Annotated in this window: 18 protein-coding genes and 1 tRNA gene; 7 read left to right on the top strand and 12 right to left on the bottom strand. The window is 54.2% G+C overall.

The window, feature by feature from the left end:
• Positions 1–287: 287 nt before the first annotated feature.
• The 4 genes from QJQ48_RS20310 to QJQ48_RS20325 all read right to left on the bottom strand — a co-directional run bounded on the left by QJQ48_RS20310 (position 288) and on the right by QJQ48_RS20325 (position 5,160).
• Positions 288–359 (bottom strand) — tRNA-Gly (locus QJQ48_RS20310).
• Positions 360–427: 68 nt separating this feature from the next.
• Positions 428–3,631 (bottom strand): efflux RND transporter permease subunit, encoded by a 3,204-nt coding sequence (locus QJQ48_RS20315; protein WP_346293077.1) that lies wholly within the window; start codon positions 3,629–3,631, stop codon positions 428–430.
• Entirely contained in the window at positions 3,628–4,914 is a 1,287-nt protein-coding gene (locus QJQ48_RS20320; protein ID WP_346293078.1) for an efflux RND transporter periplasmic adaptor subunit, read from the bottom strand. Before QJQ48_RS20320 ends, QJQ48_RS20315 begins: the two co-directional genes overlap by 4 nt.
• Positions 4,915–5,031: 117 nt before the next feature.
• On the bottom strand, positions 5,032–5,160 hold the full coding sequence (locus tag QJQ48_RS20325; protein WP_346293079.1) for a hypothetical protein: 129 nt from the start codon (positions 5,158–5,160) through the stop codon (positions 5,032–5,034).
• A gap of 31 nt (positions 5,161–5,191) precedes the next feature.
• Between QJQ48_RS20325 and QJQ48_RS20330 the strand changes: the two genes are divergently transcribed.
• The 4 genes from QJQ48_RS20330 (at position 5,192) to QJQ48_RS20345 (ending at position 8,950) form a co-directional block, all read left to right on the top strand.
• Positions 5,192–6,040 (top strand): Npun_R2479 family HD domain-containing metalloprotein, encoded by an 849-nt coding sequence (locus QJQ48_RS20330; protein ID WP_346293080.1) that lies wholly within the window; start codon positions 5,192–5,194, stop codon positions 6,038–6,040.
• A gap of 14 nt (positions 6,041–6,054) precedes the next feature.
• Complete coding sequence (locus QJQ48_RS20335) at positions 6,055–7,209, top strand: AI-2E family transporter (RefSeq protein ID WP_346293081.1); 1,155 nt, start codon at positions 6,055–6,057, stop codon at positions 7,207–7,209.
• Positions 7,210–7,244: 35 nt separating this feature from the next.
• Positions 7,245–8,384 (top strand): ABC transporter permease, encoded by a 1,140-nt coding sequence (locus QJQ48_RS20340; protein ID WP_346293082.1) that lies wholly within the window; start codon positions 7,245–7,247, stop codon positions 8,382–8,384.
• 101 nt (positions 8,385–8,485) lie between these two features.
• Positions 8,486–8,950: a glutathione peroxidase gene (locus QJQ48_RS20345; protein ID WP_346293083.1), complete on the top strand. Its 465-nt coding sequence runs from the start codon at positions 8,486–8,488 to the stop codon at positions 8,948–8,950.
• Between the two features lie 133 nt (positions 8,951–9,083).
• On the opposite strand, the gene QJQ48_RS20350 is transcribed toward QJQ48_RS20345, so the two are convergent.
• From QJQ48_RS20350 to QJQ48_RS20375, 6 genes are all read right to left on the bottom strand, one after another.
• Positions 9,084–12,128 carry a CBS domain-containing protein gene (locus QJQ48_RS20350; RefSeq protein ID WP_346293084.1) on the bottom strand — a complete coding sequence of 1,015 codons (3,045 nt, stop codon included), beginning with the start codon at positions 12,126–12,128 and terminating at the stop codon, positions 9,084–9,086.
• A gap of 268 nt (positions 12,129–12,396) precedes the next feature.
• Positions 12,397–13,590: a hormogonium polysaccharide biosynthesis glycosyltransferase HpsP gene (gene hpsP, locus QJQ48_RS20355; protein ID WP_346293085.1), complete on the bottom strand. Its 1,194-nt coding sequence runs from the start codon at positions 13,588–13,590 to the stop codon at positions 12,397–12,399.
• 108 nt (positions 13,591–13,698) lie between these two features.
• Positions 13,699–14,871 carry a hormogonium polysaccharide biosynthesis glycosyltransferase HpsO gene (gene hpsO / locus QJQ48_RS20360; protein WP_346293086.1) on the bottom strand — a complete coding sequence of 391 codons (1,173 nt, stop codon included), beginning with the start codon at positions 14,869–14,871 and terminating at the stop codon, positions 13,699–13,701.
• A 32-nt stretch (positions 14,872–14,903) separates the two neighbouring features.
• Positions 14,904–15,914: a hormogonium polysaccharide biosynthesis glycosyltransferase HpsN gene (gene hpsN, locus QJQ48_RS20365; RefSeq protein WP_346293087.1), complete on the bottom strand. Its 1,011-nt coding sequence runs from the start codon at positions 15,912–15,914 to the stop codon at positions 14,904–14,906.
• A gap of 20 nt (positions 15,915–15,934) precedes the next feature.
• Complete coding sequence (gene hpsL / locus QJQ48_RS20370) at positions 15,935–17,587, bottom strand: hormogonium polysaccharide biosynthesis protein HpsL (RefSeq protein WP_346293088.1); 1,653 nt, start codon at positions 17,585–17,587, stop codon at positions 15,935–15,937.
• A gap of 98 nt (positions 17,588–17,685) precedes the next feature.
• On the bottom strand, positions 17,686–18,339 hold the full coding sequence (locus tag QJQ48_RS20375) for a Fe2+-dependent dioxygenase (RefSeq protein WP_346293089.1): 654 nt from the start codon (positions 18,337–18,339) through the stop codon (positions 17,686–17,688).
• A gap of 278 nt (positions 18,340–18,617) precedes the next feature.
• Between QJQ48_RS20375 and QJQ48_RS20380 the strand changes: the two genes are divergently transcribed.
• Together QJQ48_RS20380 and QJQ48_RS20385 are read left to right on the top strand one after the other, a co-directional pair.
• Entirely contained in the window at positions 18,618–18,818 is a 201-nt protein-coding gene (locus QJQ48_RS20380; RefSeq protein WP_346293090.1) for a hypothetical protein, read from the top strand.
• A 230-nt stretch (positions 18,819–19,048) separates the two neighbouring features.
• Positions 19,049–19,792: a metal ABC transporter ATP-binding protein gene (locus QJQ48_RS20385; protein ID WP_346293091.1), complete on the top strand. Its 744-nt coding sequence runs from the start codon at positions 19,049–19,051 to the stop codon at positions 19,790–19,792.
• On the opposite strand, the gene QJQ48_RS20390 is transcribed toward QJQ48_RS20385, so the two are convergent.
• The gene (locus tag QJQ48_RS20390) at positions 19,789–20,901 is read right to left on the bottom strand and encodes an S-(hydroxymethyl)glutathione dehydrogenase/class III alcohol dehydrogenase (RefSeq protein ID WP_346293092.1); all 1,113 of its coding nucleotides are present in this window, start codon (positions 20,899–20,901) and stop codon (positions 19,789–19,791) included. The two genes, QJQ48_RS20385 and QJQ48_RS20390, sit on opposite strands and share 4 nt — an antisense overlap.
• Positions 20,902–21,026: 125 nt before the next feature.
• Between QJQ48_RS20390 and QJQ48_RS20395 the strand changes: the two genes are divergently transcribed.
• Positions 21,027–22,157: a succinylglutamate desuccinylase/aspartoacylase family protein gene (locus QJQ48_RS20395; protein WP_346293093.1), complete on the top strand. Its 1,131-nt coding sequence runs from the start codon at positions 21,027–21,029 to the stop codon at positions 22,155–22,157.
• A gap of 129 nt (positions 22,158–22,286) precedes the next feature.
• On the opposite strand, the gene QJQ48_RS20400 is transcribed toward QJQ48_RS20395, so the two are convergent.
• Positions 22,287–23,534 (bottom strand): hypothetical protein, encoded by a 1,248-nt coding sequence (locus QJQ48_RS20400; RefSeq protein ID WP_346293094.1) that lies wholly within the window; start codon positions 23,532–23,534, stop codon positions 22,287–22,289.
• Positions 23,535–23,649 lie beyond the last annotated feature (115 nt).

Consider the following 23,649-nt stretch of genomic DNA (forward strand, 5'->3'; position numbering starts at 1 on the left):
CACTGTCCGCAAAGTGAAGAATTTTCCCACTATTAAGTTAGTAAATGAGCTTAGCTGACCGTTAAACCTACCGCTGATTTCGACTTCGCTCAATCAGCTAGGGGGCTGGCTGGGCATAAAACCGAGGGTTGAGCGGAGTCGAAACCCGTCCGCCGGTAACGTTGCAGATTCGAGTTTCATTCCGAGGAGGGGATTTGCGGCTCGACAGGGTAGTAAAGAGCGATGCCTTGCTTCGGCGTCTAGTCTTTATCGATTCTGCGTGGGCAATAGCTTTTTGCCTTGAGGTAAGCGGATGATGGGACTCGAACCCACGACATTCAGCTTGGGAAGCTGACGTTCTACCACTGAACTACATCCGCATAGCAGGGCAGAAAGAGCGATATTGCAATATCATCCCTATTTCCGCCAAGCTCTAACTATTATAGAGCTACTTACCCACCGGATAGCGAGTTTCTGAGGGTTCTTTAGACATTTGAGCGGCAGTGCCTTTGCCGTCAATATCCGTAATCCGGCTTAAGAATCGACTAATGCGATTTTGCAAGCTGTCGATGTAGGTAAAGAACACTGGCACCACCACCAGCGTCAGCAGGGTTGAGAGCGTGAAGCCGCCAATCACCGCGATCGCCATCGGACTGCGCGTTTCTCCCCCGGCCCCTAGCTCTAGGGCAATCGGCACCATGCCTGCCACCGTCGAGATTGAGGTCATCAAAATGGGACGTAGCCGAGTCAGGCCCGCCTCCATCACCGCCTGCCGTCTCGACTTACCTTGTTGCCGCGCCATCAGCGCATAGTCCACCAGCAAAATTGAATTCTTCGTGACTAGGCCCATCAGCAGCACGATACCAATCAGCGCAAACAGTCCCAGCGGTTTCTGAGCAATTAGCAGTCCCAGAAAAGCACCGCCAATGGACAGCGGTAGGGCCATCATCACCGCAAAGGGATAGAGGAAGCTGTTATAAAGCAAAATCAGCACTGCAAAAATCATCAGCACTGCTGTTCCCAGGGCTAAGCCGAAGCGGCTGAATACATCTCGCATAATCTCAGCATCCCCAGATGGCTCCTGGGTCACTGCTGGCGGCAGATTTTGCAGCGTCGGTAGCTGATTGACCTGAGCGATCGCTTCTCCCAGCGTCACCCCTTGCAGATTGCCGCCGATGCTCACCTGACGGGCGCGATCGAAGCGGCTGATTTCCGCCGGGCCACTGCCAAATTTAATCTCAGCTACGGCTGACAGCGGCACAAGCTGACCGGACTGACTGGGGACTTTGAGATTTTCTAGGGTTGTCAAATCTGAGCGAAATTCAGGGGCGAGGCGAACACGGATGGGAATTTGGCGATCGCCCAGATCGAAGTCTGCCAGGTTAGAATCTGTATCGCCCAGGGTGGCGAGGGAGGCAGTGCGGGCGATCGCCTGTACCGATACGCCTAGATCGGCTGCCTGCTGCGGATTAGGCATGACGAGGATTTCCGGCTGTACTAAGCTGGCGCTGGAGTTGACATCGACCAGACCGGGAACTTGGCGCATCTCTTGGGTGAGCGATCGCGCCGCCTGTTCCAACAAAGCTGGATCTTCACTCTTCAGTACAATAGTCAGGTCTTTGCCGTCCCCAGAGGCTCCCTGACTGCGGAAGCTGATACGCGCTCCCGGAATCTCTTGGAAAAATTGGCGCGCCTGCTGGCGAAATTCGTCTTGGGTAATGGTGCGATCGGGATCGAGTCGCACAAACAGCTCGGCCCCTTCCACCCCGTAGCTACCGCCCTCGCGAGACAGCACGCTCTCAACAGCTGGCTGATCCGCTAGCTGCTCGGACAGGCGGCGGGTCACGGCTTGGGTGTCGGCCAGGGTCGCCCCCGGTGGCAGCTCCACCGCGACCGTCACCAGGTCAGTATCGCCAGCCGTAAACAGGTTAGTCGGCAGCAGCGGCACCAGCATCAAGCTGCCAATAAAAAAGAGTAGGGCCAAGGCTAACGTCACCAGCCGGTGACGCAGCGCCGCCCCCAGCAGGCGACGATAGGGATAGAGTCCGGGTTTTTGGGGCGGCAGGGCTACAGCGGAGTGGCCATTGCCGTTGCCATTGCTGTGACCGTTGCCATTGCTGTTATGACCATTGGCCTCATTATGTTTATCAGTAAGTGCCACGCCTGACTGAACCGGTTTGGGCTTGAGCAGATAGGCCGCCATCATCGGCGTCATCAGCCGCGCTACCAGCGTGGAAAACATCGTTGCGACGGCCACCGTCACCCCAAAGGGCTGAAAGAACTGTCCCGGAATTCCGCCCATAAAGGCGACGGGAATAAAAACGGCGACGATAGTGGCCGTCGTAGTGATCACCGCCAGTCCGACCTCAGCCGTTGAGTCTAGGGCCGCCCGATAGGGGCGCTTGCCCATGCGGATATGACGCTCAACGTTTTCAATCTCGACGATGGCGTCGTCAACCAGGTTGCCCACGGCCAGCGTCAGCGCCAGCAGCGACATACTGTTGAGCGTGTAGCCTAGGGCCTGAATGACCAAAAACGTGGGGATGATCGAGAGCGGCAGGGCCAAGGCGGTAATCAGCGTTGCTCGCCAGTCTTTGAGAAAAATACCGACCACTACCACCGCTAGTACACAGCCCAGTATCAGCGCATCAATAGAGGCCCGATAGGAATCGCGAATATCCGTAGCGCGGGTGAAGATGAGCTGAAAGCCAATGTCCTCTGGCAGGGTTTCGTCTAGCTCAGCGATCGCTTCCGTAACCGCCTCTTCCACCGATACCAAAACGCTGCCGCTGCTGCGAAAGACCGAAAACGTCACCGTTGGCTGATTGTTCAAAAAGGCCGACTGCCGCACCTCGGCAAAGTCATCCTCAACGCGACCTAAGCTCTCTAGTGGCACTGTGTTGCCATCGGGCAGGACAACCGGAAACTCCGCGATCGCCTCCACCGTGGCCGCACTGCCCAGAGTCCGCACCCCCTGCTCCTGTCCGGCAATATCTGTGCGACCACCGGGCAGATCAATATTGAAGCCGCGAATCTGATCGTTAACCTGGGTAGCGGTAATGCCTAAAGCATTGAGACGGCTGGGATTGAGATCGACGCGAATTTCTCGATCTACGCCGCCGCTGCGCTCTACCTGAGCCACCCCCGGCACCGCCAGTAAAGCGCGGCTGATCTGCCGATCCACCAGTTCGCTCAGCTCCTCCACCGATCGCTGGGAGGAACTTACCGTATAGCTAAGAATTGGCCCGCCTTCAAACTCCAGTCGCCGCACGTTCGGCTCTTGCGCATCCTGGGGCAGGTCTTGACGAATGCGGGCGATCGCGTCGCGGACATCGTTAGTGGCGCGATCAATATCAGTGCCCAGCACAAAGCTCACCACCGTTGTCGAACTGCCATCGTTAACGGTGGAATTGATGTCCTCAATATTGCCCAGTCCGGCGACGGCGTCTTCTACCTTCTTAGTGACCTGGGTTTCCAGTTCCTCTGGCCCCGCGCCTCGCTGCGTCACCGTCACTCGCACCGCTGGAATGTCAATGTTGGGGTTAGCGTCAACCCCCAGTTGACCAAAGCTGACTAAACCAGCGATTGTCAGCACCAGAAAAAGGACAATCGTGGGAATAGGATTGCGGATAGACCAGCCGGAGAGATTCATAGTGCTGGTACTACCTCAACTAAATCACCGTCTTGCAAATATCCAGCACCGCTGGTGACGACGCGATCGCCGCTTTCCAAGCCGTCTAAAATTTCGATGCGGGCAGGCTGATTGTCAGTAGCAGGGAGGCGATCGCCAATCTCAACCGTCTTGGCCGTAGCTGTACCGTCAGTTTGAACCACGAAAACCCGATACTGGCCGTCGGTTTGCGGCAGGACGGCGGCGGCAGGGACAGTCAAACCCTGGGCCGTGTCAGTAACAATGGCGGCGTTGAGAAACATGCCGGGACGCAGCAGGTCGCTGGCGGGCAGGCTGATGTTGACAATGGCGGTGCGGCTTTCGGGATCAACGAGGGGATTGATTTCGCGGACGCTGCCAGTGATCTGAATCCGCTCGTCGCTATCAGAGGTAATCGTGACGGGAGCACCGAGAGAAATTTGAGCCAGTTGCGTCTGAGGCACTTCAGCCGCTAACTCTAGCTGATCGGCCTGAATGAGCGTAAACAGGGGGCTGCCCGTCGAGGAGACATCCCCCACGGTGGCGGATCTTTCGGCAATGGTGCCAGCCGCAGGGCTGCGAACAACGGTTTGAGCTAATTGGGTTTGGAGGCGCTCTAGATCAGCCTGCTGGCTGCGGACATTGGCCTCGGCGCTGTCAATGTTAGCCCTAGCCACCTGCACAGACTCTGAAGTGGTAATGGCTTGGGTCGCTCTTGTCTCCAGTTCCTCCTGACTGATGGCACCCCGTTCAGCCAGGCTTTCATAGCGCTGTAGTTTTTGCTGAGCCTCGGCTTGGTTAGCCTGCGCCTGCGCCAGGGCGGCTTGCTGCTGGGTGACCTGAGCTTTGGCTGCGGTAATTTGAGCGGCTGCCTGGCGGATTTGGGCCTGTAGAGTGGCATCGTCCAAAACGGCTAGGGGCTGACCTGCGTTAACGCGATCGCCCTCGCGGACTAAAACCTGCTGGATTTGCAGACCACTAACCTGGGGCGTTACCTGCAGCAGGTCGTAAGCTTCAACCGTACCTGTCGTCTCTAGAGTGCGTCGAATTGCAGCAGTTTGAGCTGTTTCTACGGCAACGCTCTGACCTGCAGTGGGGGGTGGAGTGACAGAGTCTGTCTGAGTCCGCCCAAGGAGAAAGCGATTGCCCAGAAAAGCGATCGCCAAACCAAGACCGAGGCCGATTAACAGGCCACGTCCACCACTGAACCAGCCGCGCGGCGCGGCGCGCGACAAAGACGATTCGGTCGCAACTTCATCGGCCTCGGAGTAGCTTGGGTAGGTCACAGCAATCCTGAGAAAACTGGCAACGAAATGTTAACAAATGTTGAATTCCATTATGACGCATATCAGCTTGACCTGTTCAAAGGCTTGACCCAGATGAAGGGCTATGTCTGAATCTAACTAGGGCGAGTATGACTTTTTCTGCTCACTTTTTCTAAAAAGATTGACCGCAATCACACCCAAAAAGGTTTCTTCTTGCTCAAATAGATAGACAGGTTCATTGTTTTGCTGGTCAAAATCAGTAGCCATCCTCCCACACCCGAATAACGAGCGTCCGAGCATGTTTAACGCGACTGAAATCCTAATTGCCGACTTTGTTGAGAAGCTAAGAACGGGGTACCATCGCACCTATGGCGGCCTCAAGCCCAACTATGAGGACATTATTGCCTGGGCGGGCAGTATGGCTCTGGAGAATATTGCCAATAGCGATGCCCTCTACCACAACGTTGAGCACACAATTTTAGTGGCCCTAGTCGGACAGGAAATTCTGCGAGGTAAGCATATTCGCGAGGGGGGTGTCACCTGCGAAAACTGGCTGCACTTCATTATTTCTCTGGTTTGTCACGATATTGGCTACGTCAAAGGCGTTTGCCGCGACGACCGCGATCGCGAAGGCATTTACGCCACGGGCAAAGACGGTGAGGTAGTGCAGCTAGAGCCAGGGTCGTCAGATGCTTCTTTGACCCCCTATCACGTGGATCGGGGCAAGCTGTTTGTCGAGGAGCGCTTCGGTAACAACAGCATCATCGACGCTGAAATCATCAAGTACAACATTGAGCTGACCCGTTTTCCGGTGCCCAAGGAAGAGGATCACCAGGATACGGAAAACTATCCGGGACTGCTGCGAGCCGCCGACCTGATTGGGCAGCTCAGCGATCCGCGCTACCTGAGAAAAATCAGCGCCCTCTTCTACGAGTTTGAGGAAACCGGGCAGAACAAGTATTTGAAATACCGCGATCCGGGCGACCTACGGCGCAACTATCCCAAGTTTTATTGGAACGTTGTGCATCCCTACATTCAGGATGGCTTGCGCTATCTCTCTTTGACCCAGGAAGGCAAGCAGATTATTGCTAATCTGTACTCAAACGTTTTTGTAGTTGAGAATGAAGCTATGGTGACTTCTCCGTAGTCTTTGCGAGAGTGATGGAGCGATTTTTTTCGCCGCTACAGCGGCTGCTGCTGACTTGGCTGCTTCTGGTGGTGACAGGTTCTCTAACGCTAGATGCCCTCAGCTTTGTCAGCGAAATTTTGAGTATTCTAGTAGCTGCCGGACTGATTGCCTTCTTGCTTAACTATCCGGTTGAGAAGTTAGAAAAGTTTTGCTCTAGAGGCATTGCGGCGGCTTTGGTTTACGGGCTGGCCGGAATCACGGTAGCGCTGGCGGGTCTAACTATTTTGCCGCCTATCATAGAGCAGGGCCGCCTGCTGAGCAATAATTTTCCTAACCTGCTGGACTCGGCCCGGCAGCAGCTCCACGAGTTTCAGGTTTGGAGTGAACTGCGGGGACTGCCTTTCGATGTGCCGCTGGTTGAGCAGCAAATTCTGTCGCAGCTTAAACGCCCGGCTCAGGCGATCGCCTCTGGCGGTATCAATATTGTGCTGGGCACCTTCAATGGCTTTTTAGACCTGATTTTGATTTTGGTGCTGTCTTTCTACATGCTGCTGGACGGGGAGCGGGTGTGGCGAGGACTGACGACGTTTCTGGCCCCGGAGGTACGCCGCCGCTTGACTCAGTCTCTGCGCAGCAACCTGCAGCGATTTGTCTCAGGCCAGCTTTTGCTAGGGCTATTTATGGCCATTGGTCTAGCCTTTGGCTTTTGGCTGTTGCGAGTGCCCTTTTTCTTATTGTTTGCCGTCTTTATCGGCACGCTGGAAATTCTGCCGTTTGTGGGGGCCACAATTGGCATTACCATCGTCACCCTGATTGTGGTTTCGCTGAACTTGTGGAAAGGACTGCAGGTCGTAGCCGTGGCGATCGCCCTGCAGCAGATCAAAGACAATCTTGTAGCTCCTCGAATTATGGGGAACTTGACCGGCTTAAGTCCTGTAATTATTTTTTCAGCGCTGCTGCTGGGTGCTAGAGTCGGTGGTTTACTAGGAGTAATTTTGGCGATTCCGCTGACGGGCTTTGGGCGCAGCCTAGCCGAGATTTTGCTGGATCCTAGTCTCCCTCCCCAAACCGGCCAGTTTTTTTGTAATCCCCTGGCCCAGCAGGCCCAAGATCCCAATGTCAATCAGCCCACCCTGCAGCCTGCGATCGCTCAGGCGCTGGCGGAAGAAGACACCACCTCTGTTTAGTACACTGAAAGCACCCTTTAACCGAGTCAACCTTCATGGCCTGGTGGCAAAAGCTTAAACGCAATAAACTGGCTCGCTTTGGAGCCTTCGTTCTCCTGCTGTTTTACCTCGTGGTCATAGGCGCAGATTTCTTTGCGCCCTACAGCCCCTACTCAACTCAGGCCAGCGGTTCATTGCTGCCGCCCACGGAGGTCTACTGGCGCAATCAGGAAACCGGGCGGTGGCTTGGCCCCCACGTCTATCCGACTGAGCAAGGCCCGGTGCAGCTAGAAACGGGCGATCGCGAGATTACCGTAGACTTTAGTCAGCCCTGCCCCCTGCGCCTGTTTGTCAGCGGTGATGAATATCGTTTGCTGCGTCTGCAGCTACCGCTGCCTACCCGCTTTTCCCTCAGTCAGCCCCAGTTTGAAGATGTGACGCTGCTGCCCGGCATTGGCAGCGATCGCCATCTGTTTGGCGCCATTGGTCCCGCCCGCATCAATGTGCTCGGTACGGACGAGCAGGCCCGCGACCAGCTCAGCCGCCTGATTCACGGTGGTCGAATTAGCTTGACAATCGGCCTCGTGGGGATTGCGATATCTTTTCCGCTAGGGCTTTTAGTCGGCGGTATCTCCGGCTACTTTGGCGGGCCGTTAGACGCAGTGCTGATGCGCCTGGTAGAAGTGCTGATGACAATCCCCAGCATTTACTTACTGGTGGCCTTAGCTGCTGTTTTGCCCCCCTCCTTGACCAGCGCCCAGCGGTTTTTACTGATTATTTTGATTACTTCATTTGTGAGCTGGGCCGGGCTGGCGCGGGTCATTCGCGGTCAGGTACTGTCGATTAAAGAGCAAGAGTTTGTGCAGGCATCGCAGGCAATGGGGGGGCGATCGCTCCACATTGTGACCCGCCACATTCTGCCTCAGACTTCCACCTATGTGATTATCTCAGCCACCCTGGCCGTTCCTAGCTTCATCATTGCCGAAGCTGTTCTGAGTCTGATTGGCCTGGGTATTCAGGAGCCTGATCCCTCCTGGGGCAACATGCTTTCTTCTGCAACGAACGCTTCCATCCTGCTGCTACAGCCCTGGATGGTATGGCCACCTGCCGCTCTGATCGTGCTCACAGTTTTATCCTTTAATCTCTTAGGAGATGGCCTACGAGATGCTCTCGATCCGCGCAGCCTCAAGCCATGAGTCCTCGTGTCAGTCATGTCGTTATTCAACGGGCAAAAAGACGGCTGTGTGCTGACCGCCTTCATGGATAATGAAAGCTGTTGTTCTAAATTAAGCTAATTATGTCTTTACCCGGCCATCTCACCACCCTAGAGGGCAAGCCGCTCTCACCAGATGTCATAGACAACAAGGTTGTTCTCTTTGTCAACGTCGCCAGCAAATGTGGTTTGACGCCTCAATACAAGGGTCTAGTTGAACTCAAAGACGAGTTTAGCGATCGCGGTTTTGAAATTGTCGGTGTGCCCTGCAATCAGTTTGGCAGCCAGGAACCCGGTAGCCCTGAGGAAATCAAAAGTTTCACCCAAACTAAGTATGATGTTGACTTTCCGCTGTTGGAAAAACAAAACGTCAACGGCCCCGATCGCAGCCCGCTGTATCAGTTTTTAGTTGGGGATGGCCCTGACATTGCCTGGAATTTTGGCAAGTTTTTGGTGGGGCGATCTGGGGAAGTCGTGGCTCGTTTTGAGCCGCAGGTGGCTCCCGATGATGCCAATTTGCGTCAGGCTATTGATCAGGCTCTGGGCTAAACTGCTGGGCAGGTAAGTGCAAATATCTTAACCAGGTTCTTATCGATTGCTCGCTATTGGCATCAGGGCTAGTACCAAACACCTTTGACAAATTGCGCTGCCGCTAATGCGCTCTACCAGTCATTGAGTCTGCCTACGGACTGGAGGTGTTGGCGGCAGCAGTACTGTTGAGGACTTGGTGCAGTGCCGGTAGCAAATCGTCAAGGCTGTAGGGTTTATGCAGCACAGCCTGTACCGAGGGGCCTGCTGTCTTCAGTTTGACCAGGTTCGCTTCTAAGCCGCTAAGCGCAATAATTTTGACCTGTGGATCAATTGTTTGCAAAGTCCGGATTGTAGAGACTCCGTCTAGCACTGGCATCATCAGGTCAACTAAAACAGCGCTGATTTCAGCCTGCTGCTGCTGATACAGAGCGATCGCCTCTTGACCTGTTGTGGCGGTTAGAACCCGGTAGTTATGGGTTTCCAGCATTGATTGAGTGACGCGGCAAATGGCTGTTTCATCATCAACGACCAAAACTTTTTCGCCATTGCCCTTTGGCAGGTGCGCCGATGCCATCGGCGTTGGCGTCGGCTGGGTGGCGATCGCCGGCAGATAGACTTTGAACTCAGTCCCCTGACCCACCTGGCTAGAAACGGTAATAAACCCGTTGTGGCTTTTAACAATGCCCACCGTGGTTGATAAGCCCAGCCCAGTCCCCGTGCCAGCAGCCTTGGTGGTGAAGAACGGATCAAAAATGCGATCGACTATCTCTGGAGCTATTCCCATACCTGTATCGGCTACCGTCACCACAACGTAAGGCCCCGGTTGGGCATCTAGCAGCTGCTGGGCCTGAGCTTCGTCAAACCAAAGATTTTCTGCCAGCAGCGTCAGACTGCCGCCTTCAGGCATCGCATCTCTCGCGTTGACGCAGAGATTCATCAATACCTGATGCAGATGGGTGGCATCGCCCTGAATTGTCCAGAGGTCTTTGGCTAAATCAGCCTCAATCGAAATGGATTTAGGAAACGTCTTGGCCGTAAAGGTTCTCACCTCGTTGAGCACGTGCCGTAGCTGCAGCACCGTACGCTTGCCCTCGGCCCCCCGGGCAAAGGCCAGAATCTGCTTTACTAAAGCTGTTCCTCGCCGCACGCTGGCCAGTTGAATGTCTAAGAGTTCCTGAGTCTTCTGATCTGTGCCTTTCAGCAAGATAGAGAGCAGATGGGAAATTCCTAAAATTGGCGTCATCAGGTTGTTGAGATCATGAGCAATGCCGCCCGCCAGTGTCCCCAAGCTTTCTAACCGCTGTGCTCTAAAAAACTGTCCCTCTAACTGCCGTCTTTCGGTGATGTCTGTATCCACCGACAGGATTGACTGAGGTTGGCCTTGCTGATCTCGCACCAGCGTCCAGCGACTCTCAATTGTCAACATGGTGCCGGACTGAGTGCATTTTTGTAATTCTCCCTGCCACTCTCCTCTGGCTAACACAGTTTTCCAAGCCGTGTGTAGCTCAGGTGAGAGTTTCTGGTTAAGCAGGTGACTGAGCTTTTTCCCCAGCGCTGCCGACGCTGACCAACCATAGATTCGCTCAGCGCCCTGACTCCAAAAGATCACTTCGTCATCGAGATTGCGCACCAGGATGGCATCTGTAGCAATATCAATCAGGGCGGCCTGTTCCTTCAGCTTGGCCTCAGCCTGTTTGCGCTCGGTAATATCATTAGCAATGAGGACAGCGCTGGCAGCGACCCCGTTGACTAGAATCGGCGCAATTCGAGCTTCGTAGGCCCGCAGCTGGCCTTGCGGATCAGGAACCTCATAGGCGATCGCCTCAGTCTGCTGCCTCTCAAACACCCGCGCCAGCGTTTGCTCAATCATCTGCTGCTGGGGCTGAGAAAACCAGTCGCTCAGCCGCGTCCCCAATACTTGATCAAGGGTCAAACCTGGATAGATATGGTTGGCAAAGGTAATGCAGCCATCGCGATCTAGCTCATAGATGTAGACAGGGGCATTGGTCGTAATTAGCTGCAGTTTCTCCGCGAGCTGACGATAGCGTTCTTCATTGTCCCGAATATCCTCCTGATTACCCTGTAGCATGAGCTGCCAGCGCTCCTCACTCTGACGTAGAGCCTGCTCAGCCTGTTGACGCTCGGTCATATCTTTTGCCAAAGAAGTTTTGGATGGTTGCAGCCGCTCTCTAAGCCCCCGTGGCTGAGCTAGCTGCCCCTGTAAATCGGCTCTCATGGTTTGCAGCGCTGCAGTTTGCGCTTCTACTGTCTGCTGCAAATCCTGAATAATATTCAGCAGCTGATCGGGATTCATAGACTGTAGAACATCAGTCTGGGTTACCATGCCCAGCCAATAGCCTTTCTCATCACAGACCAAAAGCTGATGGATGTGCCGCTGCTGCATTTGTTGATGCGCTGACCACAGCGAAGTGGCAGGTGTAATCCAAAAGGGCGGGCTGCTCATGAGGGTTTGCGCCTGGGTTTTAGTCAGGCTGCAGCCCAGACGCAAGCACTGGACTACATCTCCCGCCGTGATCAATCCCAGCGGCTGTTGCTTGTCAGCGATTTGAGATTTTGGCGTAATGACGACGCAGCTTACTTGATGACGATCCATCTGCTGAGCCACCCTCAGCAATGACGCGGCTGGGGCCACCTGAATCAGGCGGGTGGTCATAGCATCAGCCACCTGGCGACACCGTAAAAAATAGTTGCCCTGCAAAGCCTGATGAATGCTAGCCGCCGTGACCATACCGATCAGCCGACCCGCCTGGTTTAACACCGGCAGGTGATGAATCCGGTACTGCTTGAGCAGCAGCAGCGCCTGAAATAGAGTCTGCTCTGCCGTAAGAATTAAGGTGATAGGCGATCGCGTCATGACCTGGCCTACTTGCAGTCGTTCTAGGTCAACCTGCATCGCCCCTAAATGGACTAAATCCTGCGACGTTAAGATGCCCACGACAGCGGCTTGCTCAACGACAACAACGCAGTTGTTTTCAGACTCCTCCGGTTGCTCAGGCTGGGTAGATGACGGCGGCAAGGGCGCTGTGATGCCACAGGTTAGCAAGCAGAGTAAGTCAGCCCGGTAAATCAGCGGCAAGACGTGAGGCAGCGGTGTCTCAGGAGCAACCGTTAAAGGATGATAGTTAACGACATCGGCCAGCACAGGTAGGTCAGCCGACGAATCAAAGAGGGCCATAGCGAAAGCCAAATATCAGCAAAAGCCGCCGCCTGTCTCAAAGCGACTGCCTCAGCACACGGTGAAAGGCTATAGAGTTGTCGCTTTTAGAGATACAGAGATCCTCTACAAGCAGGTGCGGATCAACAGCCCCGACCCACTAACTGTTTACAATCCTAAAAAGAATGTTAAATGAGTTTTATCTCTTTTGACGTTTCTGTTAAATAAAATTACTTTACGTATCAAATTGTCCCTGAAATAAGCCAGTTTCACAAAAGCTGAGCCAGAGCTATGGAATGCTTAAAAGCTGCTGATAGGCGGCGATCATCTGCTGGGCGATCGCGGGCCAGCTATAGTTTTCCTGAGCATACTGACGGGCATTTTGGCCTTTTTGCTGACGCTGAGCCGGATCCTGGAGCGCCTGTTGCAGAGCCTCCGTTAAAGCAGCGAGTTCACAGGGCACTACCCAGCCTGACTCGCTTTGAGCAATGTCTGACCAAATATGTACCTGATCAGAAATCACGACGGGCTTACCGGCAATCATGGCTTCGGCCACGGCAATGCCAAAGTTCTCGTAGTAGGACGGCAGCACAAAGCAGTCAGCCGCTGCCAGCAGAGCCTCTTTTTCTTTGCCGGAAACAAAGCCAGTGAGGGTCGTGCGCTCTGCCAGCACAGATGCCTGGATTTGCTGCTGGATCTGCTGCTCATAGCCTCGATCTTGGGGATTAGCGCCGCTGAGCACAAAGTGAAATTTACTGCCTGTCTGCGCTAGAGTTTCTAGCGCCGGTAGGAGTAAATCCAGTCCCTTTTTGGGATCAATGCGCGACATGTAGAGCAAAACTGGCGTTGTGGCCGAAATGCCGTAGCGATCGCAGATTTCAGCCCGGCTGATGGGGGAGGGGGCAGGCGGATTGACCCCCAAAGGCAAGATCAGGTTGGCGGTTACGGTGCCAAATCGTTCTGAAACAGCGGCCTCTTGCAGGCTGGTAAAGTGCAGCGCCGTAGCGCCCGCCAGGTTAGCTTTTTCAATGGCGGCTGCATAGATCTGTTTGAGCTGTCGCTTTTTGCGCAAATCAGCCGGATCGAGAGTGCCGAGGGGGCGCAAAATGTAGGGCAGTCCCTGCCAGCGGGCGACGGTGGCCGCTGCGCTGCTGATGGGAGAAAACAGCGCGTGAATATGGGCGATGTCATACTCTTGGGCGTGTCGGGCTAACCACTGCAACAGCCCCAGCGAAAATTTGTAGCGGCGGAATGGAGAGCAGCGAAAATACCAGACCTGATAGCCCGCTTCATCGACTGGCCGATTAAGGGGAACCTCTAGAGGCGGCTCGTCCACGTCACCGTTGGCATCAGTTGTCAGAACCGTGACTTCCACGCCAGCCGCTGCCAGGGCGGCAGAGAGGCCCCGCACCATCTGACTCGGCCCGCCATAGACCAGCGAGATAGACGGCACAATCTGCAGAACCCGTAAGGGCTGTTTCATCGCGTTTTCTCTCTAGTTTGTGATTTGTGAATAGGTTTGTCAGTGATTGTGGGAGGCCGTTACGGGCGCACAGTCCGGCAACTCCGGGGAGCGGAAGTGCGGCGGCATTCAGGATGCGCCTAGGGACTGATAGAAGGCGAGCTGCTGTTGGGCCAAAGCGCGGTTAGTGTAGTGGGTGAGGGCGCGTTCGTGGCCGCGCTGGGCTAGATCTGTTCGCACCTGCGGCTGGTCTATCAGCTTTTGCAGGCAGTCTGCCAAGGCTGCTGCTTTCCCTTCAGGGAAAATAAGCCCCGCCTCACCAATCACGTGGGGAATTTCGCCAGAATCTGAGCCAATGACAGGTACCCGGCAGGCCATCGCCTCGATCAGGACGTGACCAAACTGCTCTTTCCAGCCTGCGGCTGTCAGGGTTTTAAACTGGTAGGTGGTTTCAGAGGGCAGCACTAACGTCTGCATCAGGTTGATGTAGTGAGGCACTGCGTCATGGGGAACACTCTCAAGCCAAATTAGGCGATCGCCAATACCCGCCTGTTCTGCCTTTTCCTGCAGCGTTTCCTGCAGCGGTCCCCGTCCCAGCAGCAGCAGCTTCCAGGGGCGATCGCCCAGCATTGTGACCGCCTGTAGCAGAGTCAGTAAGCCCTTTTCGGTGACAAAGCGCCCGACAAAGCCAATTACAAACTCCTCTGGGTCAATCCCCAGGGACTGAGCTAATTCTGGCTGCGGCTGGGGCTGAAATAGCTGCTGATCTACGCCGAGCTGCGGCATCACCTGCATCGGACCATCGTAGCCGCGCTGCCGCAGAATATCCGCCCCGTCCTGATTGCCTACGATCACGCCGTCGGTCTGCCGCAGGGTGTAGCGTTCCAGCAGCGATACCGGAAACTTCAGCTCATAGGGCAGATTCCACCAGGTAAAAAAGACATTTTTGGCTTGGAGACCCAGCAGCCTGTTTAAGCTGATCATCTGGGCGTAGGCGATCGCCTTAGATCCTTGCTCTACCTGAATAATCTGCGGTTTAAACTGCCGCAGCAGCGTGATTAGCTCTAGGCCAAAGCAGAGTAAACCTTGATTGTTTTCGCTGAAGTTAGAGACAGGCACAATGCGAAAGCGCCCTTCTTGCTGAGGCTGGGGTTCAATCAGGCGATTTTGGACGCCGCCCGGTCGCCAGCGACGCGGCACGATTACGGTAACTTCTACCGTGGGAGAGAGCGCCGCCAGCGCCCTCAACTTTTCGCAGTTGAGATCGACAATATAGGTGTGGCTAGCAACCAGAATTCTCATAGATTCACGCATAGACTAGCGGCATCACAGGGTCAAACCAGCTCTTTGGGAGCTTGAGGCGGTTGCTCTGTGGGCATGGGATGGGGCTGAGTATAGACACGCTCTCGGTGGCGGGTCTTTAGTAGCGTGCCCACAGCATCTAGAAATCCTAAGCTGTAAAACCCAAGGCGGCTGATAACTTTGATCGGTGAACCGCTCTTATTGCAGGGAGGATTGCCTAAAACGTGGCAGTCAAACAGCCTAGCAGCTAGGTGAAGCACCTGCAGCGGCGTTAGGTTTTTCAGCGCCATTAAGAAGTGGTTGTGATAAAAAGTGAGCTGGTAGGCTAGCGATCGCGTACTGATGTCATGACAGCCGCCCGTTTCTTCGCCTAAGTGAACCAGATGGGCGTCTGGAGCATACCAAATTTTATAGCCGGTTCTGCGAATGCGCAGGCAGAAGTCAGACTCCTCCCGTACGGCACTGCCGCGAAAACGCTCATCAAAGCGGAGCTGATGGCGCTCAAATAGCACTCGCCGAAACGACATGTTGCAGCCCCGCGCCGTCAGAACCTGCTGCGGTTTAACCGTATGGACTAGATCAATGTAGTACCAGGCAATCCCTGGATCCATCGCCTGAGGCGGCAGGTCTTCGATTTGTAAATCGGGGCGGGCATCCGCTAGCTTCATCCGATCAAAAACTCGGCCCGCTACCGCGCCCACGTCAGGTCGAGCGGCGTAAACCTGGGCGTGGGCCTGTAGATAACCCGGTGGCAGTTCTACATCATCGTCAATAAACAGAATGACCTCTCCTGCAGCCCGCTCTAGGGCATAGTTACGCGCTGCCGGTAAGCTAGCCCATTTAACCTGATAAAGCTGAATCTTGCCCGCTGCTGCTAGTTCTGTTAGCAGCGCCTCTGTCTCCGGTTCGTGGTGACGCGTCTGGTCAACTACGATCACTTCATAGGCCACATACTGCTGCTGGAGTACGTTGTTAAGCGTGGAGCAGAGAACCGCTTCTCGCCCGTAAGTAGGCACAATTACCGAAATCAGGGGGCTGGTCACAATGCAATCTCCTTGCCAGGTTAAGTAAAGTCCGCCATCTTTTTGGACTTGAGTTTTTTGGCTGCTTTGCCGCTGCGATTTGGATCCTTGAGACTCTCTTGCAGTCGCTCGCGCTGGTCAATTTCAGGAATTTTCAGAGCAATCCCCGCGGCTAGCCAGTAGTAAACGTTCACCGGGTCTACATCTAGCGGATAGTAGTAGGGGAAATAGCTGATGAATAGGACGAAGACCCACATAGAAGCGGCATAGCCCCTGAGGTTTTTATCCTTCGTTGAGCGATAGGCTCTAAAGGTGGCAACCGTCAGGACCGTGTAGAGCGCTAGCAGGGCAAACAGGCCCAGCCAGCCAATCTCAAAGAAAACTTTAGGATGATAGGTTTCAATGAGTTCTACATCACCAAAAATCCGGGCAGCATTGGTGGCGCGCCCGACTCCCCTGCCTAGAATGCCCTCTTGTTCTTTCATTGCCCACTCAAACTGCTGCTGAATGAACAGATGAGGCGGAGAGGCATTCCAACGGCTCTGGAAGCTTTCTATTCGTGCCTGCAGGACTTCAGGGTTCCGGACTGCCAAAAAAACCAGGATGAAGGCTAGGACAATACCAACCGGCACGAAGCGTTTCAAGTTGGCGACCTGTCCGGTTAAAAACGCCAGAATCACCACGGTGGTAGGAACCAGCATCAGCGCGATCCGCTGACCTGATAAAACCGCCATGATGAAGACGGCCACCATTGAGACTAGGCCAACGGTGCGCCAGAGGGGTGAGCGATCGCTAAAGGCCGTCCCAAAGCTGAAGAACGCTGCCGAAATCAGAAACCAGCCCCACTGCCAGGGAGCTACGAAGGTGCCCGGCAAGCGAATTTGTCCCTGGGAGGGGGTATAGAGTAGGGATCCGCCTACAAAGCAGCGAGCTTCCAAAGAAGCCTTAAATAAATCAGCTCCTGACCCCTGGGTCCCCACACAGATGCCGGTTTTGAGCATGAAATACTGCACTAGGCCCAAGGAACAGGCCACCAAGATCAAGACGACCTGCAATCGCAAGATGAAGTAGAGATCTTCCCGGTTGCGCAGCAGATAGTAAATGCAGGGAATGACAAATAAATAGCCAATTAGGGTCTTCAGCCCCAAGATGCCGATTAGAATGGCCTGATCGCCGCCGCTGAACTGCTGGGGCACGTTAACGAACAGCAGCGTCATGGTTGTCAGTACGAGTAACAGCGTCAGCGCTACGCTGAGAGACTTGGGAATAAGAAAAGGTACGCCTTTGCGCCGACAGAACTGCAGCACCGCGATCGCCGCCGGAATATAAAAAGCATCCTTGGCGAGCTGTAGAATCGAGCTGCCGCCTAAAGAGTACGTCACCGTTCCCGAAAAGGGGATGTAGGCGACAAAAGCATAGACGGCCAGCCGCGGATAGCGGAAGGAAAGGCTGAGGCACAGCAGGCCAAAGCCAGCCCCTATACCGAGTACGGGATCCACAATCAGGCTAATAATCAGCCCGACAAAAGCACAGGCGGCAAAGGCCGCAACCGTATAGGCAATCAGCGCATCGCGAGCTTTCTTAGCCTGTCGCTGCTGCGCCCGCAGCTCTTTGGCACTGAGCGTAGAGGCTTCAGCGGGGGGAGACGACTTGGCTTTTTTGCGTTTGCGCCCAGATGCAGAAGAAATCGCCATACGCTGCCGATTGTGACTGGAAATATAAACAGATCGCTTCCAGCATACCCAGGGAAAACCGAATTGGCGAACTGACAGCTTTGACGCCGCGATCGCAGCTACTCAACCCAGCGGCGCAGCAGATTGGCAACGCTTTTAGAAAGCAGGTCGAACTCATCACTTTTCCCCTCACGAGCAAACAGCGATCGCCGCACCGTATCTAAGTCAAACAGCAGCTCTCGCTTGGCCGGATCGCGCACCAGGCTCTGCACCCAGCCCACTGCCACCAGCCGCGTTCCCTGTGTTACCGGGTCTACGCGGTGCAGGGTTGAGGCTGGGTAAAAAAGGGCGCTACCGGCAGGCAGCTTATATGACTGCTCATCATCGGCCCCTTCGATCGCCAGTTCTCCACCTTCATAGGCCGCTGGCGGACTTAAAAACAGCGTAAAAGAAACGTCCGATCGCCATTGGCCCATCAGGGCATTGTCAGCATGGCGACCATAGGACATACCAACTTCATAGCGGCTAAAAAGCAGGGTGTGAATTCGTTTGGGGCGCACCGCTGCCTGAAAGAGGGGATGGCGATTCAGCGCTGCCCGAGTCTGCTCTTTTAAGTCTTTGGCCTGCTCTGAGCGCACCTGCTGATTATGCTTCACCTGTTTGGCGTACCATCCGGCGGTCAGCTTACCGTCTACAAATTCTGCTTCGACGAGCTGGGCCTGAATCTGCTGTAGTTCGTCAGCGCTGAGAATATCCGGAATCCTAAAAATCATGCTAGCTGGGAAGTAAAGCTCAAAAACAATTTAAAGCTTAGCCGTCGGAGCCATTCGCTGCCGCATAAACAGCCACGCTGCGATCGCGCCGCTCTCTGTTCAGTTGGACTTGACGGTTGATAGGCAAACATTTCTAAGATCTGGCTGAGAAAGGGGTTAAGTTTAACTTATAAATAGGCAAATAGGAAAAATTGCCGTATAGTTGATGATTGACAAAACAGTGATGGTTCCTTTCAGGTTAACGATTGCTGATTGAAACTGGTTGAGGAGATAAAACCATGAAATTAAAGCCCATTGGATTATTTTTGGCTCTTGGCTTAACGACGACTCTGGCGGCTTGCGGGCCGGCTGAAACCGAGGAAGTTGAGCCGACTGAAGGGGAAGCGACTGAAGAAGTAACCCCGGCAGAAGGCGAAGAAGTTCCAGCAGAAGAAGTTCCGGCAGAAGGCGGCGAAGGTGGCGAGGGCGGCGAAGGCTAAAGACCGTTGCTAAACGCCATTCATCTGGTGAAATAACGCTGAAGCCCTGCAGTTTGTTGAAAGCTGTGGGGCTTTTGCTCTATTGGCTGCTTAAATCAAAGCTGCAACCGGGCAACCTTAAGCCGAGGCAGGCATAATTCTGAAGTAATACGAACTCATCAGGGCTAGACCAAAAATCTTTGTTATACTCTTCCCTAGAGTGCGAGAATGATTATCATTTTTTAGGCAAAATGCTAGCGGTTCAGGAGCTATCTGTTGTTTACCGAGGCGTCCCAGCCCTAGAGAGCGTTTCTATGACGCTGCGGCCGGGTGAACTGGCGGGGCTGATTGGCCCCAACGGCGCAGGCAAAAGTACCCTGATCAAAGCCATTTTGGGGCTCATTCGCTATCGAGGCCAGGTGCTATTGGGGGGCGTTCCCCTACGCCGACAGCGGCAGCGGGTAGCCTATGTGCCCCAGCGATCGCAGATTGACTGGCATTACCCCATCACTGCCTGGAACGTGGCGCTAATGGCCGAAGCTGTGAGTGCAGGCTGGCTGCGATCGCCAAGCCGACAGGCCAAACAGCGGGTTGAAGCTGCTTTAGCCAGAGTTGAGATGCTAGACCTGGCTGCCCGCCCCATTGGTCAACTTTCAGGGGGGCAGCAGCAGCGGGTTTTTCTAGCACGGGCCTTGGCCCAGCAGGCCGATCTGTTCTTGCTAGATGAGCCATTCACGGGCATTGATAAGCAGACAGAGGCCATCATGCTGCAAATCTTCACCGAACTCAAAGCCCAGGGTAAAACGCTGTTGGTGTGCAGCCACGAGTGGGGCAATGCCCTCAACCGCTACGACCGTCTCATCCTGCTTAACCGTCAGCTTTTAGCCAACGACACTCCTCAAGCAGTCATGACCTTAGAAAACATTCAGCGGGCCTATGGAGAAAATCTGCAGCCGATGCTGACAGGCAAGCTGCCGCTTTCCTTTGCCTGTTAGTCAAACAGCACAACGCTGCGAATTGATTCGCCTCGGTGCATCAGGTCAAAGCCTTCATTGATGCGCTCAAGCGGCAGAGTATGGGTGATCAGATCGTCGATATTGATTTTGCCCTCCATGTACCAGTCCACAATTTTGGGCACATCTGTGCGGCCTCTGGCACCGCCAAAAGCTGTGCCGCGCCAGACCCGCCCCGTCACTAGCTGAAACGGGCGGGTACTGATCTCGGCGCCAGCCTCAGCTACGCCGATAATGATGCTCTCCCCCCAGCCTTTGTGGCAGCTTTCGAGCGCCTGTCGCATGACGTTGACGTTGCCAATGCACTCAAATGTGTAATCAGCGCCGCCTTTAGTTAAGTCAACCAAGTAAGGAACTAAATCGCCTTCCACTTCTTTGGGATTAACAAAATGAGTCATGCCAAATTTCTCGGCCATCTGGCGGCGGGCCGGATTGATATCGACTCCGACAATCAGGTTAGCGCCTACCAGGCGGCAGCCCTGAATCACGTTGAGGCCAATGCCGCCTAGGCCAAACACGATCACGTTGGCTCCCGGCTCCACTTTGGCCGTGTTGATGACTGCGCCAATGCCCGTTGTCACACCGCAGCCGATATAGCACACCTTGTCAAAGGGCGCGTCTGGGCGAATCTTAGCCAGGGCAATCTCAGGCACAACCGTATAGTTGGCGAAAGTCGAAGTGCCCATGTAGTGATAGATCTGCTTACCATTTTGGGAAAAGCGGCTGGTGCCATCGGGCATCAGTCCTCTGCCCTGAGTCGCTCGAATGGCCTGACAGAGATTGGTTTTAAAACTGAGGCAGTACTCGCACTGACGGCATTCTGGCGTGTATAGGGGAATGACGTGATCCCCTGGTTTCAGACTTTTGACTTCCGGCCCTACTTCAACTACGATGCCCGCACCCTCATGCCCCAAAACGGCTGGGAACAGTCCTTCTGGATCCTTCCCTGACAGGGTATAGGCATCCGTGTGGCAAATGCCAGTGGCTTTAATTTCAACGAGCACTTCTCCAGCCTGAGGCCCTTCCAGCTGAACCGTCTCAATCCTGAGCGGCTGTTCCGCCTCAAATGCCACCGCCGCCTTGACTTCCATGTTTAATCTCCATAAGCTTGGCTGGTTCAAGTATACGCAAGAAGCGAATTCTTCCTAACCGCCTCTATCTTCTTCTCTGCCTGCAGTCGATTTTATCTTCCTCACTCTCACCTCTCTCAACTCCTATGCAGCCTAAAATTACCGCCCTCCCCCTGATGCAGCTCGCTTCTGGCGATCGCCTGATGCTGCAAACCTACCGCTTCATTGGCGATCGCCCTGGCAAGCAGGTTTACATTCAGGCCAATCTGCACGGGGCAGAGCTGGCGGGCAATGCGGTGATTCATGAGCTGATTCAGTGGCTGAGCCAGCTAGAGGATACGGCCCTACACGGTGAAATTTGCCTGGTGCCTGTGTGCAATCCGATGGGCGTCAATCAGCGGGCGCACAATTTTGCCTCAGGCCGCTACAACCCCTATGACGGGCGCGACTATAACCGTATCTTCTGGGACTATGAGAAAACGGGGGTCGATATTGAGGCGTTTGTCCGATCGCACTGGGAAAGCCCAGTTGAGACAATCGTGACGGCTTATCGGCAGCAAATCCATAATGCTTTTGCCCAAGAGCTGGCTGCTATTAGTTCTCCGGCGGGCGTGCCTGTCCATGAGCTATACCGCACCCGACTACAGGCTCTCGCCCTTCAAGCTGACTATATTATTGATCTGCACAGTTCTACCAATGAGGGCCTCGACTATGTTTACTATTTTCGCGATCGCGATCAGAGTGCCTGCTACTTTGGCCTCGACTTTGGCATTTTGCTAGACGAGTATGATGGGGATGCCTTTGACGAAGCTTTTATCAAACCTTGGCTGGCGCTAGAAAATGTGTTTGAGCAGCTAGGGCGATCGCTGCGCTGCGATATTGAGGCTTGGACGCTGGAGCTAGGGACTGGGATGCAGCTTAATCCCCAGTCGGTCGAGCGGGGCTTGAAGGGAATTCAAAACTATTTGGTGCGTAAGGGACTTTTGCCAGAAGTACAGGTCAGCCATGTCAGCGAAACCTGCATGGCCCTAGCCCATCGGAGCCAGGTAACCAAGTACTATGCCACTACCGGCGGTGTGATTGAAAACCGAGTGCGTCCGGGGACTGAGGTACAGGCTGGAGAACTGCTGTATCAGCTCCTCTGCTTCAACAAGCTGCAAGCACTGCCCGTCGTAATGGATACTCAAGCGCAGTCAGCCGGACTGGTCTACGACATTTCAACCAACCGCGCTTTGAGCCAGGGGGAATACGTGCTCTCGACAATTGAGCTAGATTGAGTCGCTGCCCAAGAGATTTAGGTCGGCTAGGGGGTTGCTGCTTGAAAAGATCAAGCTGCAGGGCCAGCAATCTACTCGCCCTGATGCCTCTGATACTAAAAGCCAAGTACTAAAAGCCAAGAAATTGACTTATGTACTAAATCCAAAGCCACCAAAGTTGGTCACTAAGGCGATATTGGCATGTTCAAATGACTCCACTAACCAGGGCACATCGCCTCGCCGATGGTTTTCGTGAGAATTGAACATGACTGAAAAGCAGCGTTCTAAAGCGGGGCGAGCCGCCGCAGACAGCAAGACAATTCGGAGGAACAGCCCTGTGGTCAGAGTGTAGCCAATATCTTCGAGCAAACGTCTAAAGGTGCCAAAGATCGGGCGGCGACGGGTATGCAGCAGCAAAAAGATGAGAAGCTTGCGAATCAGCTCGACTAGCGTAAAGTTATTGAGTTTCTGTTCGTCGAAATCGGTTAGGGCCGAGCGGGTCCATTCTCGCAGCGTGCGGCTAAACTGATTGTTCCGATACTTGGGGACTTCAGCCGTAATCGGAGCAATGAGATAGTCGTTGACAAACTCCTCTTTAAAGTCGCGGAAAGTTTTAACCGAGCGGCTGTAAGTCGTAAACCAGCTGGCTAGCTCTTTATAAGACTTGGCTTCATAGCACTTGCCAGTGTAGTGGTCTAGCGCCTGATGGAGCTGTGGTTCGCTGAGGCGGGTGGGATTGGCGATCGCTTTGCGAGAGTGCCCTAGGCGATAGCTGTTATAGCGAGCGAGATTGACGCCTAGCGTCTGCTCTGCCCGCTGCTTCAGGTTTTGAATATTGCGTTTTTGCTCATGGTCGCTATCTCGCGTCAGCAGACTGTGATCATAGAGAAAAGGATAGTGCCGTAGTAGAGTGCCGACGGGCTGCTGCTGCTGGGTACCCTTGGCGAGTTCGGGAGCTAAGTCGACAAAGACCTGTCGCAGACGTCTGAGAGATTCGTACTGCTCGGTTTGAGTAAACCGAGACACCAGTTCTCGAATGCGGCGGCTGCTTTCTAAGCCAGGGTCATCAGTCGGCAATTCTTCAAACAGCTCAATCAGGCGAGGAATTGCTTTATGACAGCGAGGCTGGCTATACCAGTAGTTGATCAAGGTATAGCAGCAGCGGTTGAGCGTGTACTTAAACTGGCGCTCTGATTCCGCTTCATTCGTTAGCCGAGTTAGAACCTGCCAAACTTCTGAGTCGGGGTAGTGTAGCGCTTCAATAAACAGCTTGGAAAAGCGATTAATGACAGCGTCGGCAGATTCTTGACTACGACAAAGGCGTAGATGCTGATAGAGAAAGTTTTCTGAAAGGCTAGCGTTTTCGACCCAGCCGTCGAATGAGTCAAAGGAGTTCATGGCCGTATCAGTCAGGTGAACGGGGTGCCTACGAAGTCTCTAAGAGACTGGTCGGAGCAGATCCGATGTGACTAAGGTAGAAGTGTACAAAAGGATCTATTTCAGATAGCTGGGA

The organism is Sphaerothrix gracilis Ecp01 (assembly GCF_030405905.1).
Classification (GTDB): Bacteria; Cyanobacteriota; Cyanobacteriia; order Phormidesmidales; family Phormidesmidaceae; genus Sphaerothrix; species Sphaerothrix gracilis.